Raw genomic sequence first — 16,446 nt, forward strand, 5'->3', positions numbered from 1 at the left:
TATAATACTCACGTGATTTAATTACAAGGAATTCATTCATCATTTGCAGTTTTTTATACATTGTGTTTAAAAGGAGAGTATCCATGACAAAAAAAGATTTACGAGTAATAAAAACTCTAAAAAGTATAGATGATGCGATTGTTACATTATTAAAAGATAAAAAATTTGAAGACATTACGGTTAAAGACATCTGTGAAAAAGCGATGATTAACCGAGGAACATATTATAGTCACTATAAAGATAAATACGCGCTCATTCAGTCGTATCAAAAATCTCTAATTGAAGATGCGGAAAACTTAATTTATAAAAATATTACGGGGGATAGCTTAACAGAAATCGCTGATCATCAAGTAAAGGATATGCTTGAACAATTATTTGAATATATCGAATATAACCAAACGAAAATTTATGCTACTGCACTTGCAGTTGGTCGAGTAGAGTTTATGGAAGATTTTTCGAAGCATATGTATAAAATATACAGATTAAAACAAAAAGAATTAGATGTTCATTTTTCTGACGAAGCGCTTAGTGAGTATTTAATTACTTATGTATCTAACGCACATCTAGGTATTATTTATCGATGGTTAGAAAATGGGTGTAAGGAAACTCCAAAAGAGATGGCGGAAATGTTAGAGCTAATGACGATAACTGGAGTCTTCAAATCAGTATTAACAAAGGAAAAGGACGAGTAAACTTACTCGTCCTTATTTTTATTGGTTTTTCATTTCTAGCTGATGCACCATATGTGTGATCATTTCATTTAATGGTGTTTTAATACCTTTTTCTTCCCCGTAACGTGCAATTTGACCATTTAGATAATCAATCTCAGTTGGTCGTTTATTTGAAAAGTCTTGGTGCATTGAAGGATAGTGTAATCCTGCGACTTCATCTGGGAATGACGCTTTAATTTTTTCAAAAGATTTATTGTAATCAAGCGCAACGTCACGTGAATTTGCAACGTCTACAATTTCTTGAATTAAAGGTCCAATCATATTGTCTACTTCACTATATGCAGCAATTTCTCCGATACGTTTATCTAAAATTGTACATAATGGGTTTAACACGCTATTTACGACTACTTTTTCCCAGATTGCTAGGAAAACATCATCTGAAAGTTTAGAGTTTAGTTTTGCTTTATTGAAAATGTCATTAATTTCATGACCAAGTGGAGTATCTATGCCATCTGCTCTTTGCATAATAATGCTTCCTGAACCTTCTAGTAATATTTGACCAGGTCCACGTAGGCCAGCTGTCCACATCGTTACTGCTAAGAAGATGTGATCTTCTTTAATAAGTTCTTTAAGACGATCTTTATGACCTAAACCGTTCATCATAGTGAGAAGTGCTGTGTCTTCACGTATTGCGCCTTGTGTTTCAAGAGTTTTAACCATTTCAACAGACTGCATTGCTTTTGTTAAAATGATGATTAAGTCAAAAGTGCCGTCGATATTTTTAGGTAATGTTGCTGGAATATCGATTGTATAAGTGTCTGTTTCAGTTTGTATCTCTAATCCATCTTCATTGATTTTGTTAACATGCTCTTCCCACATGTCGATTAATGTTACATCATAACCTGCCTCAAATAATTGTGATCCTACACGTCCACCAAGTGCGCCAGCACCAGCGATTGCGATTTTCATAAATGATTACCACCTTTAATTAATTTAATTTATTCTGATTCGAAAACGTAAATTTCTTCAGAATATAATTTTAATACGCGTGTATATAAGAAGTGGAATAAAACTCCAAATATAATTGGTACTATAAAGTAAGCGATTATTACTAGTAGTACATTAAAACCTGTAGCACCAGTCATCTCTTGTAATGATTGAATTGGACCAATTAATCCTGCGACACCAAATCCAGCAGATTGAGGTGTACCTGGTAAGTTTATTAAGCCAGCGACAAATCCAGAGACAATTGCGTTTGAAATGACAGGTACAAGTAAAATTGGATAGCGAATTAAGTTTGGCATCATCATTTTCATTGCACCTAAAATAATTGCGATAGGTACTCCAATTTTATTTACACGTAATGTACCAATGAATAATACGATTGCTGTAGAAGCTACTCCAACACCTGCGGCCCCTGCTGCGAGACCTGAAATACCAATTGCATATGCGATTGCAGCTGTTGAAACTGGCGAGATAATAATAATAGCAAAAGCAACTGAAAGTAGAATTGCCATGATAATTGGTTGTGCAGATGTAATGTTATTAATTAATACACCAAGACCAACTGTAATAGTATTCACGTAAGGTAATAGTAAAATACCAAGTAATCCTGAAATTCCCCCAACAACAATTGGAATTAGAATAATACTTAAACTACCGAAGCGGTCTTTTACAATTAACATAATTCCGACAGCGATTGCCGCAGTAATCATTGTATTAATTAAGTCACCAATTCCTGTTAAAATCCATCCATTTTCTGTGAACACAGCGGCACCAGAACCTACGAACGAAGCTGTACCGATTGTTACAGTTGCCATTGGATTTAGATTAAAGTTCATTGCGATAAGTACACCGGTTAATACCGGGATAGTAAATTGAATACCGACAACTACGTTTTGTAGTATTTGGAAGATATTCGCATATTGGCTTAAATATCCAAATAATCCTCCTAAAATTGCGTTAGGAATCAATCCAACGACGATTGCTAGTGCGACACCATTTAAAACATTAAATAAAAACTTTTTTGGTGTAAGTTTTTCGTTTGCTACTGCTTCTGACATTTCTTTCACTCCATATATTTTGAATTAAATATGTATACTATTTCTATAAATAGAGTATCACGCTCAGCAAATAGTAACAAGTGGAAAAGTGAGAATTATCAAATGTTATACAATAATTTTGTGAAAATGCTAACAATTATACAAGATGTAATTTTATGCATAATAGTTATTAAAATATATAGTAAATTAAAATTAGTCAGAATAATTAAAATAATTTATAAAAAATGTTGAAAGTATAGTGAAAACACTATACTATTATTAAATATGTATTACTAAGAAAATACTTATGATACTAATAACAAACTTACAAAGGAGGAATTCAATATGTCCAACAATGAAATGGAACGCGGATTAAAGTCTCGACACGTATCCATGATTGCAATCGGTGGCGCAATTGGAACAGGTTTATTTGTTGCGACGGGTGGCGTTATATCTCAGGCAGGGCCAGGTGGTGCCTTAGTTGCTTACCTAATTATAGGTGTTATGCTGTATTTTTTAATGAACTCAATCGGAGAACTTGCAACATTTTATCCTGTTTCTGGTGCGTTTAGTGCATTTTCAACTCGCTTTATTGATCCGTCAGTTGGTTTTGCGGTCGGTTGGTTATACTTACTAATCGGAGTGTTAGTTTCAGCAGTAGATATTATTGTTGCTGCAAACGTGATTACATTTTGGGAGCCGATGCAATTTATTTCACCATTTGGCTGGAGTATGATCTTTTTCTTGATTATCGTCTTATTAAATGTATTTACAGTTACTTTATATGGTGAAGCGGAATATTGGCTTTCTCTAATTAAAGTGGTAACAATTTTTGTATTTATTGTTTTCGGTGTATTAATGATTTTTGGAATTTTAGGTGGAGAAACGTATGGTTTTAAAAACTATACAGTAGGAGAAGCACCTTTTGTTGGTGGAATGGCCGGATTCTTTAGTGTACTACTTATCGCTGGATTTTCAGTTGGAGGAACGGAAGTTGTCGCAGTGACTGCTGGAGAATCAGATGAGCCTGAAAAATCTATGCCTAAAGCAGTGAAACAAGTATTTTGGAGAATTCTCATATTTTATATTGGATCAATTGCAGTGATTGCAGCGATTATCCCTTACACTGATCCAATGTTATTAAATGAATCTGGGTCAGTGAATCAAAGTCCATTTACAATTGTGTTTGATAGAATTGGTATCGCATTTGCAGCTTCAGTAATTAACGCAGTTATTTTAACAGCGTTATTATCCGCATCTAACTCGATGTTATATACAGCAAGTCGTATGTTATTTTCATTATCTAATAACGGACATGCACCGGCATTTCTAGGTAAGATTAGTCATCGTACACGTTCACCGTTATCTGCAATTATTACAATAATTATCGCGATATTTTCAATTATTATATTCTCTCAATTTAAAGAGAATGCAATCTTTTTCTTATTAGAACTCGTAGGTTCTCTCGTTATTGCGGTTTGGGGGTCTAACGTATGGGCACAAATTCGCTTACGTAAAGCTATTAAGGTTCAAGGAAAAAATATCGATGATGTTTTACCGTTCAAAGGGAAAGGTTATCCATTTGGTACGGTAATCGTCGTTCTAGCATTATTGTTATTGTTCCTCGGCGGTTCGGTAAATAGTTTCTTATCGCTTGATTTTAAAGGCGTATTTAGCCACTTCTTACCATTTATTTTATTTGCCTTAGCAATATTTATTCATAAAGTAGTAACTGGAAGTAAAAAAGTAAAACTTGAAGATATAGATTTAGAACGAAAAAGAAAAGCTTAACAAAAAGAGAGTACTGATTTTCTTCAGTACTCTTTTTTACGAGGTGAAAAGATGATTATTACTACTCCTTTAAAATATAACGACACACTCCTTGAAGAAGTTAAAGAGCTCGGAAGATATTATAATATTCCATTTTTATATAGAGACAAAATAAGTACTAAAAAGCTCGTAGAAAAATATTCAGAAGTACTTGTAGTCGGTAAAGAAAAAGTTCAATTAAATAGAAGAAATGAAAATTTCACATATCACCCAAACTTTTCCCAAGTTAGATTAAAGCGTATACTTAAAGGAGAGTCTGATTCATTTTTAGAAGCGACTAATCTAACGGTTGGTGACAGATTTTTAGATTGTACAATGGGTCTTGCATCAGACAGTATTATAGCGTCGATAGTAACGGATGATGTTACTGCTTTAGAATCCACTCTTGGCGTATACTTAGTAGTTACTATCGGTATGAGTAAATATCGCTACACGTTACGAGAATTAGAGAACGCCTCAAAAACAATAAAGACGCATCATATAAATGCTTATAATTTTCTAAAAGAGCAACAGGATAACAGTTATGACGTCATTTATTTTGATCCGATGTATGAAGAAAATGTTAATTCAGAAGGAATCGAAGGTTTAAAACATTATGCAGATAATAGTGAATTAACTGAAGCAATCATTGAAGAAGCAAAACGTGTCGCATCTAAACGAATTGTTTTAAAAGCACACTTTAATAGTCCATTGTTTAAGAGATTTAACTTTATGCAATGTGTTAGAAAAAGTACTGTCTCACATTACGGTGTTATTTTAACGAGTTAAAATTAAGCCAGGAGGTCAAACTTATGACTATTAAAAAAGATTATGTAGATATACTTACCGAATATATTAGAGACGTAGAGGAATATGGACATCGTTACTATTTCAAACGACATTTTAAAAGTATTAAAAAGATTGGATTTGAAAATTTTAAAGAAGAAATGATTTCAGCGTTGGAATACATTACAGCCTATGATTATGTAGACATTGTTGATTTTCATTTTGAAAGCTTATTTAATTCTATGTGCATTTACGAAGACACCTTAAAAACAGATAAACGTTATGAAGAGAAGAATACGCAGTGTGATGTATTATTTAAAGAGGTCGACTGCTTGTATAATACTGAAAAGAAATCGCTAAAAGAAAAACTTGAGAAAATAAAAAAATAAACGAGGAAGACTCAGTCTTTCTCGTTTATTTTACTAAAAGTACAGGTATTTTCGATTCTTTTAATACGCGTCTTGACACACTGCCTATAATAATATCTTTTAGCACTTTACCTTTTTGACCGACGATGATGACGTCGTAACTTCCAGAGTTTGCTTCGTCGATAATCGTTTTTGCAATTTGTCCTGTTTTAGTTAAAAGCTTATATTGAATGTTTTTAGAATCTAAAAGACTTGTTTGTTTTTCGAGTCCTTCGATTGTATCTTCAGGTATTATGTCACCCCCGTGTAATGCTTCTCTCTGAGCTTCTGAGGCATCCCTTACATTTAGTAATGTTATGAAGGTATCTTCTTCGGTAAGCTTTGTTGCTTCAAGAACAGCACGATAACTATTTTCAGACATGTCTACCGCTACAATAATATTTTTATACATCGTTATTCCCTCACTTTGATTGACTATTTTCAACTCTTATTTTTGTCATACGTTCTAGCATTTCAGTACTATTTGAGTTTAAGTTTATAATCTTGACTGTTTTATCATGTTTTTCAAGGTTTAGTATAGCAGTTTGAATTGCACTGACTGAAGTGGAATCCCACAGATGTGCATGCTTGAAGTCTAACGTGACATGTGACTCATTGTCGTCATAGTTTAATTGTTCAAGCATTGACTCAATCGAAGCAAAGAATAATTGACCAGAAATATGATATGTGATGTGATCAGCTTCAGTTTTTCGTTTCGTAACGTCGATGTGTGAAATTTTAACCGCAAACGTAATTATTGCTGCTACAATACCACATATTGCACCAAGTGCTAAGTTACTCGTTATAATACTAACGAGCATCGTTACAGATAACGTAATCATATCGGATTTTGGTGCACGTTTAAAATATTTAAATGAACGCCAGTCAAACGTATTATACGCGACAAATACCATTAGTCCTGTAAGTACTGGCATCGGAATTTCATTTACAATACTTCCAAACATCATCACCAAAATGATTAAGGATATTCCTGCACTAAATGTTGATAATCTTGCTCTTGCACCCATTTGTACGTTAATAATTGATTGACCAGTCACCGCACAACCAGCCATACCTCCGAAAAGTCCTGTAAACAAGTTAGAAATACCTTGTCCAAAGCTTTCTCTATTCTTATTACTATTTGTCTCAGTATAGTTATCTAAAATTCTCGCGACAATTAAACTTTGAATAAGTCCAACTAATGCCATAGAAACTGCATATGGGAAAATAATTTTAAGTGTTTCTAATGTAAAAGGTATATTTGGAATATGTAGAACTGGTAATTGACTTTTAATCGTACCAAGATCCGACACTGTCATAACCTTTCCACCAAAGAAAAAATATACGAGAGACATTATCACAAGTCCAACGAGTGGAGCGGGGATAGTTGTAAATAATCTCGGAGCAAATAAAATAATAAGAAATGTAAAAGTGACATAAAAATACGTAGCGTTAGATATGCCAACGATGTTTTTTAATTGTGTGATGAATAATAAAATCGCAAGCGAGTTCATAAATCCAATCATTACAGAGTTTGGTATAAATCTAAGTAAACGCCCAATTTTTAAATATCCAAGTATCATCTGAATAATACCCATTAAAATCGTCGCCGCAAATAAGTATTCAGCACCGTGGTATTTGACGATATCAACAACGACAAGAGCCATTGCTGCAGTAGTTCCGGAAATCATTGCCGGACGGCCACCTGCAAAAGCGATGGTTATAGTCATAATAATCGGTGTATAAAGACCTGTCATTGGATCGAGTCCTGCAACAATCGAAAAGGAAACAGCTTCAGGAATTAATGCGATACTCACAATTAACCCAGCAATTATATTTGTAAAAATATTAGGGTTTTTAAACCATTCATCTGCTTTTGTTAATGTGTTCAAGTCTTCACCAGCTTTCATAAATTTACAAATAAATATTATATTACACATATATTATTAGAACAAGTGCATATGAATCTGTATAATAGGTTATGATTTAAAATTTACTGTATACTATACTTAACGGATAATGAATAATAACTTCATAAGGAGAGCTTTTTATGAAAATCGCATATATTGTCGACAGCACTGCAGATTTAGATTCGAAATATGAGAACCACCCGGACATTTATAGAGTCGACCTTCACATTACTTATGAAAATGGCGATGTAATTATTGATTCTAAAGAAGAAAGTAAAATAAAAGAGTTTTACAATAGAATTAAAACTGAAAAAGTACCGCCGAAAACTTCACAACCAACCCCACAATCATTTATGGATATTTTAGATGATATTGTAGAAGAAGGATATGACGCAGTTATTGGAATCACTGTATCTGCAAAATTAAGCGGTACATTCCAGACGATGAAAATGATAATGGAAGAGTATAAGGATAAACTTCAAGTGTATCCTGTTAACTCAGAAAACACATCTTACACAATTGGTAACATGGTCGAACAAGCAATGAATATGAACGAAAAAAATATTGAGATTGAAAAAATAGTCGAGCATTTAAAATGGGTTGCGAGTGAAACAGATACTTATTTACTGCTTAAAGACTTACACAACCTTGTAAAAGGTGGACGACTTGGATCAACTTCAGCTGCACTTGGCTCATTATTAAGAATTCGTCCGATTATGATGTTTGACAATGAAGAGGGCGTTAAGCTATATGAAAAAGTTCGTACGGATCGCCGTGTAATGGCTAAATGGATTGAATTGCTAGTTGAAAAATATGAAAGATTTAAAGGTAATTTAGAGGTCGTTGTCGTTCATGGTGACGTTGAACAAGATGCATTGAAAATTGTAGAAAAATTTAAAGATAAGTTCCCAGAGTTAAATTATCATGTGTTTTACTTAGGTACAGTTTTAGGTGTGCATGGTGGGAACGGTGCAATCGGTATGGCATTTATACCAAATAAATTTGAAGAATAAAAAACATGTTTCCTGATTTTTTCAGGAAACATGTTTTTTATTTTTTAAGTGAAGATAATAAACTTAAAATTGAAAGTGATGCAAGTTTAAGTGCTGGTTTAGTATCTTTGAAGCTATCTCCAGCTAGATAATGTTTTGCTGCAGCAACTGACATAACAGTAGAAGCCATGAATGCACCGAGGCGTCCAAATGTTTTGCTTACTAATGAAAGGCTTAAGAGTACTGCACCAATACTTTCTAAATAACCAACAATTAGCATTTCGTTAGAGTTCACGTTAAATTTCTTTTCAACCTCTTCTCCAACTTCACCATTTGCTTTTACTTTACTTAATCCTGGTTGATAAAGCTGTGAAGCTAGATACCAGTTAATAATATGTCTAAACATAATGTCCACTCCTTCTATTTTCTATTATACAGTGTAACCAAATATTTATGGTGTTAAACGTTATATTAGAATTAATAAAAAATAAGTGATAACAGATAGTAAACTTGACGTCACAAGTAGAGAAATCATCGGTACTTTAGCTTTATTTAATAGTGATTTAAATGAAACGTTTAACCCGAGTCCAACCATTGCCATAATCATTAGAAATTTTGCGATTTCATCGATTGCTTGAGAAATATTTTCAGGGATTGCTATAAACGTATTGATCACTGCGAGTAATAAAAATCCGATTAAAAAGTACGGGAAATTCACTTTTTGTGTCGTACTTTCTCTTGTCGTTCGTTTTGACCAAATGTACATTAATACAAAGCTAACAGGAACTAGTAAAAATACACGTGATAATTTCGCAAGTAGCGAAAATGCAAGGCTATCTTGACTTACACTTCCTGCTAAAACGACTTGTGCGATTTCATGTAAACTAAGCCCTGCCCACATCCCGTAGACAGAGTCTGTTAAATTCACAACGGGGAATAGAAATGTATATATGAGAGCAAAAAATGTACCGACTAATGAAATTAGTCCGATACTAATCGCAGTGTCTTCTTCATCACTTTTAATAATCGAAGAAACTGTCCCAATTGCTGCTGCACCGCAAATACCTGTTCCAAAACCTAATAAGAGTGCGATATTTTCATTACCATTAAATAATTTATTGATAAAAATAATCATAAACACGCTAAATAAAATAACGAAAATTCCACCTATAAGTAGCCATAACCCGTCTGTTGCAATGATATATAAATTTAGCTTCAGTCCGTATAATATAATTGCAACGCGAAGTAATTTTTTTGAAACAAATGTAATGCCACCTCTTAACGGCTCAGGATATCCAATAGAGTTTCGGTAGATCATAGAAATGATGATTGCAATCGCAAGTGCACCGATACTAGAAAGAACAGGTATGTATGAGAGCAGATAGCTAATTGCAGCAACAATTATTGTAAATAAAATTCCATATAAAAACAGTCGTGCATTATTTTTCATAAATAGACTCCTAATTAAAAAGGTAACCATTAGGTTACCTTTAAAGTTATTTATAAATATATTCTAATACTTCGACCGCTTGGTCAACTTCTTCTAATACAACATTTGCTTTATTAGACAGTTCTTTAAGTGGGTGAATGTGCGCTTTTGGGCGAATTAAGATGAGTGGTTTCCCAAGATTTACAGCGGTTGTTGCGTCCATTGCAGTGTTCCACTGCTTATATTCATCGCCGAATCGTGCAATAACGATATCTGCGTTTTGCATTAAAACAGTCGTTCTTAAGTTATTAATACTAGACGCAGCATCGTCTCTAAAGTAATTATTTGGTTGTTCACCTAAAATTTTTTCACCAATATCATCTGATAAGTCATGATTTGTTTGAGGAGAAACGAAGTTAATATTAAGTTTTTTATCTTTTACTTTTTCTTCTAACTCATCACGCCAGTTTGTATGAATCTCGCCTGCTAAATAAACAGTTAATTCCACTTTTTGTTCCCCCTAAGTTATATTTAATTGTTATATACCCACATTGATATATGATAAACTAAAACTGTTAACAACAATAAAGGAGTCATCATTATGAAGGTCGCACTATTTGATTTTGACGGAACGATTTATCCATATGAAACATTCGAAACATTACGTTTACACATGCGTGATAATCCAAAATATAAAAAATACTACAAACACTTTGTGAGACGTTTTGCGCCTGCATATTTTGGTCATAAACTAAAGCTTGTACCAGAATTACAGTACCAGTACAAAGCATTGGAGTCATATATTCATGCATTTAAAGGTGCGACAAAAGAAGAGATGGACGAATTTTTTAATATCGTTGGTAAATCGATGCGTAAAGAGCTGAACAAAAATGTCATGGAACGATTACAGTGGTTACGCGATAACGATTACTATACGATTCTCGTTTCTGGAGCATTTCACCCGATGTTAGAAGCAATTTTTAAAGATGAATTTTGCCATATAATCGGTTCAGAAGTGAACTATAACGAAAAAGGTATCGTCTCAACGAAGCAACCATTTGTGAGAGTATTCGGCACTCGTAAAATCGAATTGATTTTTGATCATTTAAAAAAGAAAGAAGTAGAATGGGAAGAGAGTCATGCATATAGTGACAGTGCTACAGATTTAAGTATGTTAAAACTTGTTGGCCATCCGGTGGTCGTTAAACCAGATTTAACATTAGAAATTATTGCTGATAAAAACGGATGGGAAATATTAAAATAAAGGATGAATATTATGTCGTTAATTAATATTAGTGAATCAGAGTTATATCCAACAGAATCATTTGGGCCTGCACTTGAAGGAACAATAATTTATAACGTACAAGGGCAAGCAGAATGGGTAGGTGCATTTATTACGACAAATGAGCGCCTAATTATGAATGTAGATATGAATGGTGAAGAGTATAAACGTGTATTTTCATATAACGACATTGCTGACATTTATACAAACGCGCATGGATTATTTATAGAATTCCCTGAAGGCATGGGAAAGCTTGCTTTAGTTAATGTCAAAGAAGGCGACGTTGACACATTTGTGAATTATGTAAAAGATAAAATAAATTAACAAAAAATAGATAAGTATTAATACTTTTATACCGTTATAGAGAACGATATAATAGTAAGTAAATATTAAATTAGGGAGATAGATTCAGTATGACAACGAACGAGAAGAAAAATGTCGTCCTAATCGGAGGAGGCATAATGAGTGCAACGTTAGGAACACTCATTAAAGATTTAGAACCTAACTGGAATGTGAAAATGTTTGAAACGCTTGAATCACCTGCGTTAGAGAGTTCAGGCCCTTGGAATAATGCCGGTACAGGTCACTCTGCACTATGTGAGTTAAACTATACGCCTGAAGACACAGACGGTAACATTGATATTATAAAAGCTGTTAATGTCAACGAAAAATGGCAAACATCATTACAATACTGGGCAAATCTCGTTAAAGAAGGCAGACTATCTGCACCTGAAGAGTTTATTAAAAAAGTACCACACCTTAGTTTTGTAGAAGGTAAAGATAACGTAAACTACTTAAGAAAACGTCAAGAAATTTTAAAAGAACATCCATTATTTGAAGGGATGGAGTTTAGTACGGATCCTGAAACGTTAAAAGAGTGGATGCCCCTAATGATGGAAGGTCGCGAGTCATTTGAAGATATTGCTGCGACTTACATGGAAAAAGGTACAGACGTAAACTTTGGTGAGTTAACAAGACAACTCTTTAACAACTTACAACATGAAGGTGTCTCTCTAAACTATAAACATGAAGTATTAGATTTAAAACAAATGGATAACGGTAAATGGGAAGTTAAAGTGAAAGACTTAAATACAGGGTCTGATGAATTCCATATCGCAGATTTCGTATTTATCGGCGCAGGCGGTGGAAGTTTACCACTACTTCAAAAAACGAAAATACCTGAGTCTAAAAATATTGGTGGATTCCCAGTCAGTGGTTTATTCTTAGTTGCACAAGATGAAGAAATCGTTAATAAGCATGAAGGTAAAGTGTATGGTAAAGCTAAAGTTGGTGCGCCACCAATGTCAGTACCTCACTTAGATACACGATATATCGACGGTAAAAAATCATTACTATTTGGACCATTCGCAGGATTCTCACCTAAGTTCTTAAAAACAGGTTCTTACTTTGACTTAATCGGATCTGTTAAACCGAATAACGTTTTCACAATGCTTGCATCTGGAGCAAAAGAAATGCCATTAACGAAATATTTAATTAGTCAGTTAATGCTATCAGATGATGATCGTATTGAGGAACTAAGAGAGTTTGTTCCAACTGCTAAAAAAGAGCAATGGGAAACGATTATTGCAGGCCAACGTGTTCAAGTAATTAAAGATACTGATAAAGGGAAAGGTACTTTAATGTTTGGTACTGAAACAATTGTTTCACAAGATGGTTCAGTCGCAGCGCTACTCGGAGCATCACCAGGTGCATCGACTTCTACAGATGCAATGATTGATGTTTTAAAACGTGCATTTCCTGAAGAGTTTATCGAATGGCAAAAAGAAATTAAGAAAATGATTCCTTCATATGGTAAACATCTCGGCGATGAAAAAGAAATGTATGAGTTAATCGATAAAGAAGTTCGTGAGATTCTTAAAATTAAATAACTGAAATAACGCCTAGCGATACGACTGCTAGGCGTATTTTAATGCAATTTACCTAGAAAGATATAACGCTATGCGTTATAATACTTATATCGAAAGATGACAGATAAGGAGAATACTATGGCTACAAACACACCGATTTATTATTCGACAGCGCAAGTAACGGATATGGTCGAGTTATCAGATCAAAACGTACGTAAGTACTTCCGCATGCTTGAAGAACGTGGCTACGAAGTCACACGTGATGAATATCAAAGACGTTTGTTTTCTAAAGCAGACGTACATGTACTACAAGAAATGATTAAAGTTTCTAAAGAACCTGGATTTACTTTAGAACTCGCTGCAGATGAAGTCATTAAAAAAGCAGATGAAATCATCGAAAAAAACAAAGAAGAAACAAATAATAGTGCTTCAAATGATGACGTATTAAAAGCATTAAGACTTGTTGTTGATAAGTTAGAAGAAATGAGACAAGAAAATATTGAGCTACATCAAAATATTAAAACGCTTGTCACAAGACTCGATAGTTATGACGAAAATCTTTTAGATACTAAAGAGCAACAGCAATTACTTGAATCAGAAGTAACGACAATTAAAGAAGATTTAAATAAATCTGCTGAAAAGATTGAATCTGATACAAAAACTCTAGAAGACCTAGAAACATCTCTACCAAAAGAAGAAGAGAAACTAGAAGAAAAAGAAGCAATTGAAGAGCCAGTAGAGGAAACTAAGGAAGAGGAAGTAACTGAAAAGCCAGATCGCAAAGAAGAAGAAACATCAAACAATAAAGACAGCTTTGATATGAGTACTTATGAGGAAAAAGAAGAAGACATAGAAGAAACTGAAGATGCTGAAGAAGCACCGAAAGTAGAAGAAGAAAAAGAGGAAGTATCTGAAGCTGAAGAGAAAAACGTAACATTTGAACCTGAGAAAAAGAAAAAAGGTTTTTTTGCAAGACTGTTTGGAGGCTAAAGTGACGCCTAAAAATAGCGATTCATGTTACAATACGTAAAAGATATATTGTGGACGATAATTTAACAAAAATGCCACTTAACATATGAAGTGAAAGTGGCATTTTTTGGCGTTCATTGCTAAAGGAGGATTGTAGGTGATTATCCATATTTCACAAAACTCTAGTGAAAATCAAATTGATGAAATCACACAATTTGTTGAATCGATGGGGTTAAATGTCCATCGTTCAAACGGATCGAATAGAATTATTTTAGGTCTAACAGGTGACGTATCAAAAATAGATATTAATACGTTAAAAAAATACAATATCGTCGAAGATGTATATAGAATTACAGCACCTTATAAAAAAGCGAATCGTGAATTTCATGAGACAGATAGTGTCATCGATATCGGTGGTGGTGTTAAAGTCGGTGGTGGTCACTTTTTAATGTGCGCAGGTCCATGTTCAGTTGAGAATGAAACTGACACAATTGAACTTGCGAAGCAACTAAAAGATGCTGGAGCAAACTCTTTACGTGGTGGTGCATTTAAACCGAGAACTTCACCATATAGCTTTCAAGGACTCGGTGTTGAAGGGCTACGAATTTTAAACGAAGCGAAAAAGGAAACGGGATTACCAATTGTTTCAGAGCTTATGGGGACTGACCATTTAGATACGTTTGTCGATATGGTAGATGTTATTCAAATTGGTGCACGTAATATGCAGAATTTTGATTTATTAAAAGCAGTTGGTCAAACAGATAAACCTGTTCTTTTAAAACGGGGCATGTCAGCAACAATTGAAGAGTGGTTAATGAGTGCAGAATATATATTAGCGGGTGGAAACAAGAACGTTATATTCTGTGAACGCGGCATTCGAACGTTTGAAGATGCAACACGTAACACATTAGATATTCAAGCAGTACCGGTTGTGCAAAAAGAATCTCATTTACCAATTGTAATCGATCCATCTCACGCTGCAGGAATTAGATATGTAATTCCATCAATGGCAAAATCAGCGGTCATGTCTGGTGCAAACGGCTTACAAATCGAAGTACATCAAAATCCTGAGAAAGCATGGAGTGATGGTCAACAATCATTAACTCCAGAAGAATTTAAAAATCTAATGGAGACGATTAAAATTCTTCTTAAAATAGAAGGGAAAACTTTATAAAATCTTTACAAAGTATTTGTAGCTTTAAAGTAATAAAAAGAGTATAATTATCTTAAATTCTATAGGAGCAGGTGAGTGTCCTTGAAAAAAGAACTTAGAATTTTAAGCGGCGTTTTAACTGTTTATCAGATAAGTAAAGCACTCGATTTACCATTTGATGTATCTAAAGACCTATTAGAAAAAAAGCTACATATTCAAGATTTAGACGAAGATTTCCAAATAAAACTAGAATCACTTGAAAGAGCATTATATAGTAACTAATGAAACTGAGGCTAACGACGTTAGTCTCAGTTTTAATTTAAGGAGCATTATGAAAAATTCATTACAAAAACATATACTCGTAATTATAATGTTAGTAATTATATTAATATTTATTATTGCTTTTATTGTCTCAATGGACTATTTACTAGAAAAAGAGGAAGAACCAATGTATACATTTAATGAAGCTTTAGAACGACAAATTAGTAATGGTACAGAAGATTTAAAATTTAGTGATGGGTACCTTGTACCTGCATCTGATGATGACATTAAGAAGGCAATGCAACCGGATCTTCAAAGTACGTATCAGTTTGTTGAACTTAACAATAGATCACAAGTGCCAGTCGAAATACTGAATGAGCTATTAAAGGATGCTGGTGTTTTAAAAGGAACAGGAGAGTACTTTTTAAAAGCAGAAGAAGAGCATAATGTAAATGCACTATATTTAATCGCTCATGCTAAAGTAGAAACTGGCAATGGAAAATCAAAATTAGCAAAAGGTATCAAGGTTGACGACAAAACATATTATAATTTCTATGGTATCGGAGCATTCGACGTTGCAGCGATTAAAGAAGGTAGTAGTTACGCTAAAAAAGCGAAGTGGGATTCAAAAGAGCGTGCAATTATTGGTGGTGCGAAATTTATCCGTCATGAATATTTTGATAACAATCAAAATACACTATATGATATGCGCTGGAATCCAAATAATCCGGGGACACATTTATATGCAACGGATATTAAATGGCCAGAGTCCATTTCAGGAATATTAGAAGAGCATTATGAAGTAGCACAAATAAAACCGGATTTTATAGATAGTAAAATTTATAAAGAAGAGGAGTAACGCATAGC

Annotated in this window: 19 protein-coding genes; 12 read left to right on the forward strand and 7 right to left on the reverse strand. The window is 33.8% G+C overall.

All coding sequences use genetic code 11. The features are described 5' to 3' along the window. Nucleotides 1–83: 83 nt before the first annotated feature. Entirely contained in the window at nt 84–692 is a 609-nt protein-coding gene (locus KPF49_RS00300; RefSeq protein ID WP_183672949.1) for a TetR/AcrR family transcriptional regulator, read from the forward strand. Nucleotides 693–710: 18 nt separating this feature from the next. On the opposite strand, the gene KPF49_RS00305 is transcribed toward KPF49_RS00300, so the two are convergent. Continuing rightward, entirely contained in the window at nt 711–1,640 is a 930-nt protein-coding gene (locus tag KPF49_RS00305; RefSeq protein ID WP_183672950.1) for a ketopantoate reductase family protein, read from the reverse strand. A gap of 29 nt (nt 1,641–1,669) precedes the next feature. After that, the gene (locus tag KPF49_RS00310; protein ID WP_183672951.1) at nt 1,670–2,734 is read right to left on the reverse strand and encodes a PTS sugar transporter subunit IIC; all 1,065 of its coding nucleotides are present in this window, start codon (nt 2,732–2,734) and stop codon (nt 1,670–1,672) included. A gap of 324 nt (nt 2,735–3,058) precedes the next feature. On the opposite strand from KPF49_RS00310, the gene KPF49_RS00315 reads away from it, so the two are divergent. The 3 genes from KPF49_RS00315 to KPF49_RS00325 are packed head-to-tail and all read left to right on the forward strand — an operon-like array spanning nt 3,059 to nt 5,697. Further along, on the forward strand, nt 3,059–4,504 hold the full coding sequence (locus KPF49_RS00315; protein ID WP_183672952.1) for an amino acid permease: 1,446 nt from the start codon (nt 3,059–3,061) through the stop codon (nt 4,502–4,504). Nucleotides 4,505–4,555: 51 nt separating this feature from the next. Further along, complete coding sequence (locus tag KPF49_RS00320; protein ID WP_183672953.1) at nt 4,556–5,311, forward strand: class I SAM-dependent methyltransferase; 756 nt, start codon at nt 4,556–4,558, stop codon at nt 5,309–5,311. A 23-nt stretch (nt 5,312–5,334) separates the two neighbouring features. Then, a complete protein-coding gene (locus KPF49_RS00325) occupies nt 5,335–5,697 on the forward strand; it encodes a hypothetical protein (RefSeq protein ID WP_183672954.1) in 363 nt (120 codons plus the stop codon). Between the two features lie 25 nt (nt 5,698–5,722). Here KPF49_RS00325 and KPF49_RS00330 read toward each other — a convergent pair whose 3' ends face one another. Both KPF49_RS00330 and KPF49_RS00335 read right to left on the reverse strand, forming a co-directional pair. Further along, nucleotides 5,723–6,127, reverse strand: coding sequence for a universal stress protein (locus KPF49_RS00330; RefSeq protein WP_183672955.1), 405 nt, complete (start codon nt 6,125–6,127; stop codon nt 5,723–5,725). 10 nt (nt 6,128–6,137) lie between these two features. Beyond that, a complete protein-coding gene (locus KPF49_RS00335; protein WP_183672956.1) occupies nt 6,138–7,625 on the reverse strand; it encodes a SulP family inorganic anion transporter in 1,488 nt (495 codons plus the stop codon). A gap of 140 nt (nt 7,626–7,765) precedes the next feature. Between KPF49_RS00335 and KPF49_RS00340 the strand changes: the two genes are divergently transcribed. Continuing rightward, on the forward strand, nt 7,766–8,638 hold the full coding sequence (locus KPF49_RS00340; protein WP_183672957.1) for a DegV family protein: 873 nt from the start codon (nt 7,766–7,768) through the stop codon (nt 8,636–8,638). A 37-nt stretch (nt 8,639–8,675) separates the two neighbouring features. Here KPF49_RS00340 and KPF49_RS00345 read toward each other — a convergent pair whose 3' ends face one another. Genes KPF49_RS00345 through KPF49_RS00355 form a run of 3 tightly spaced genes read right to left on the reverse strand, consistent with a single transcriptional unit; the run spans nt 8,676 to nt 10,554 of the window. After that, on the reverse strand, nt 8,676–9,023 hold the full coding sequence (locus KPF49_RS00345) for a hypothetical protein (protein ID WP_183672958.1): 348 nt from the start codon (nt 9,021–9,023) through the stop codon (nt 8,676–8,678). A gap of 60 nt (nt 9,024–9,083) precedes the next feature. Continuing rightward, nucleotides 9,084–10,067: a YeiH family protein gene (locus KPF49_RS00350; RefSeq protein ID WP_183672959.1), complete on the reverse strand. Its 984-nt coding sequence runs from the start codon at nt 10,065–10,067 to the stop codon at nt 9,084–9,086. Between the two features lie 46 nt (nt 10,068–10,113). Beyond that, on the reverse strand, nt 10,114–10,554 hold the full coding sequence (locus KPF49_RS00355) for a YtoQ family protein (RefSeq protein ID WP_183672960.1): 441 nt from the start codon (nt 10,552–10,554) through the stop codon (nt 10,114–10,116). A 93-nt stretch (nt 10,555–10,647) separates the two neighbouring features. Between KPF49_RS00355 and KPF49_RS00360 the strand changes: the two genes are divergently transcribed. The 7 genes from KPF49_RS00360 (at nt 10,648) to KPF49_RS00390 (ending at nt 16,438) form a co-directional block, all read left to right on the forward strand. After that, nucleotides 10,648–11,310 carry an HAD family hydrolase gene (locus KPF49_RS00360; protein WP_183672961.1) on the forward strand — a complete coding sequence of 221 codons (663 nt, stop codon included), beginning with the start codon at nt 10,648–10,650 and terminating at the stop codon, nt 11,308–11,310. A 12-nt stretch (nt 11,311–11,322) separates the two neighbouring features. Beyond that, nucleotides 11,323–11,652 carry a PH domain-containing protein gene (locus KPF49_RS00365; RefSeq protein WP_183672962.1) on the forward strand — a complete coding sequence of 110 codons (330 nt, stop codon included), beginning with the start codon at nt 11,323–11,325 and terminating at the stop codon, nt 11,650–11,652. Nucleotides 11,653–11,741: 89 nt separating this feature from the next. Then, the gene (mqo, locus tag KPF49_RS00370) at nt 11,742–13,217 is read left to right on the forward strand and encodes a malate dehydrogenase (quinone) (protein WP_183672963.1); all 1,476 of its coding nucleotides are present in this window, start codon (nt 11,742–11,744) and stop codon (nt 13,215–13,217) included. 117 nt (nt 13,218–13,334) lie between these two features. Further along, nucleotides 13,335–14,186, forward strand: a complete 852-nt coding sequence (locus KPF49_RS00375; RefSeq protein WP_183672964.1) for a MerR family transcriptional regulator — start codon at nt 13,335–13,337, stop codon at nt 14,184–14,186. A gap of 136 nt (nt 14,187–14,322) precedes the next feature. Continuing rightward, on the forward strand, nt 14,323–15,339 hold the full coding sequence (aroF, locus tag KPF49_RS00380; protein ID WP_183672965.1) for a 3-deoxy-7-phosphoheptulonate synthase: 1,017 nt from the start codon (nt 14,323–14,325) through the stop codon (nt 15,337–15,339). A gap of 81 nt (nt 15,340–15,420) precedes the next feature. After that, nucleotides 15,421–15,600: a hypothetical protein gene (locus tag KPF49_RS00385; RefSeq protein WP_183672966.1), complete on the forward strand. Its 180-nt coding sequence runs from the start codon at nt 15,421–15,423 to the stop codon at nt 15,598–15,600. A 49-nt stretch (nt 15,601–15,649) separates the two neighbouring features. Continuing rightward, on the forward strand, nt 15,650–16,438 hold the full coding sequence (locus tag KPF49_RS00390) for an N-acetylglucosaminidase (RefSeq protein ID WP_183672967.1): 789 nt from the start codon (nt 15,650–15,652) through the stop codon (nt 16,436–16,438). The last annotated feature ends 8 nt before the right edge of the window (nt 16,439–16,446 follow it).

The organism is Nosocomiicoccus ampullae, assembly GCF_019357495.1.
In the GTDB taxonomy this organism is placed as follows: domain Bacteria; phylum Bacillota; class Bacilli; order Staphylococcales; family Salinicoccaceae; genus Nosocomiicoccus; species Nosocomiicoccus ampullae.

Excerpts from the sequence above, each read along its gene's own strand:
- KPF49_RS00300 (WP_183672949.1), top strand. The coding sequence starts at position 84 with ATGACAAAAAAAGATTTACGAGTAATAAAAACTCTAAAAAGTATAGAT.
- KPF49_RS00305 (WP_183672950.1), bottom strand. The coding sequence starts at position 1,640 with ATGAAAATCGCAATCGCTGGTGCTGGCGCACTTGGTGGACGTGTAGGA.
- KPF49_RS00310 (WP_183672951.1), bottom strand. The coding sequence starts at position 2,734 with ATGTCAGAAGCAGTAGCAAACGAAAAACTTACACCAAAAAAGTTTTTA.
- KPF49_RS00315 (WP_183672952.1), top strand. The coding sequence starts at position 3,059 with ATGTCCAACAATGAAATGGAACGCGGATTAAAGTCTCGACACGTATCC.
- KPF49_RS00320 (WP_183672953.1), top strand. The coding sequence starts at position 4,556 with ATGATTATTACTACTCCTTTAAAATATAACGACACACTCCTTGAAGAA.
- KPF49_RS00325 (WP_183672954.1), top strand. The coding sequence starts at position 5,335 with ATGACTATTAAAAAAGATTATGTAGATATACTTACCGAATATATTAGA.
- KPF49_RS00330 (WP_183672955.1), bottom strand. The coding sequence starts at position 6,127 with ATGTATAAAAATATTATTGTAGCGGTAGACATGTCTGAAAATAGTTAT.
- KPF49_RS00335 (WP_183672956.1), bottom strand. The coding sequence starts at position 7,625 with ATGAAAGCTGGTGAAGACTTGAACACATTAACAAAAGCAGATGAATGG.
- KPF49_RS00340 (WP_183672957.1), top strand. The coding sequence starts at position 7,766 with ATGAAAATCGCATATATTGTCGACAGCACTGCAGATTTAGATTCGAAA.
- KPF49_RS00345 (WP_183672958.1), bottom strand. The coding sequence starts at position 9,023 with ATGTTTAGACATATTATTAACTGGTATCTAGCTTCACAGCTTTATCAA.
- KPF49_RS00350 (WP_183672959.1), bottom strand. The coding sequence starts at position 10,067 with ATGAAAAATAATGCACGACTGTTTTTATATGGAATTTTATTTACAATA.
- KPF49_RS00360 (WP_183672961.1), top strand. The coding sequence starts at position 10,648 with ATGAAGGTCGCACTATTTGATTTTGACGGAACGATTTATCCATATGAA.
- KPF49_RS00365 (WP_183672962.1), top strand. The coding sequence starts at position 11,323 with ATGTCGTTAATTAATATTAGTGAATCAGAGTTATATCCAACAGAATCA.
- mqo (WP_183672963.1), top strand. The coding sequence starts at position 11,742 with ATGACAACGAACGAGAAGAAAAATGTCGTCCTAATCGGAGGAGGCATA.
- KPF49_RS00375 (WP_183672964.1), top strand. The coding sequence starts at position 13,335 with ATGGCTACAAACACACCGATTTATTATTCGACAGCGCAAGTAACGGAT.
- KPF49_RS00390 (WP_183672967.1), top strand. The coding sequence starts at position 15,650 with ATGAAAAATTCATTACAAAAACATATACTCGTAATTATAATGTTAGTA.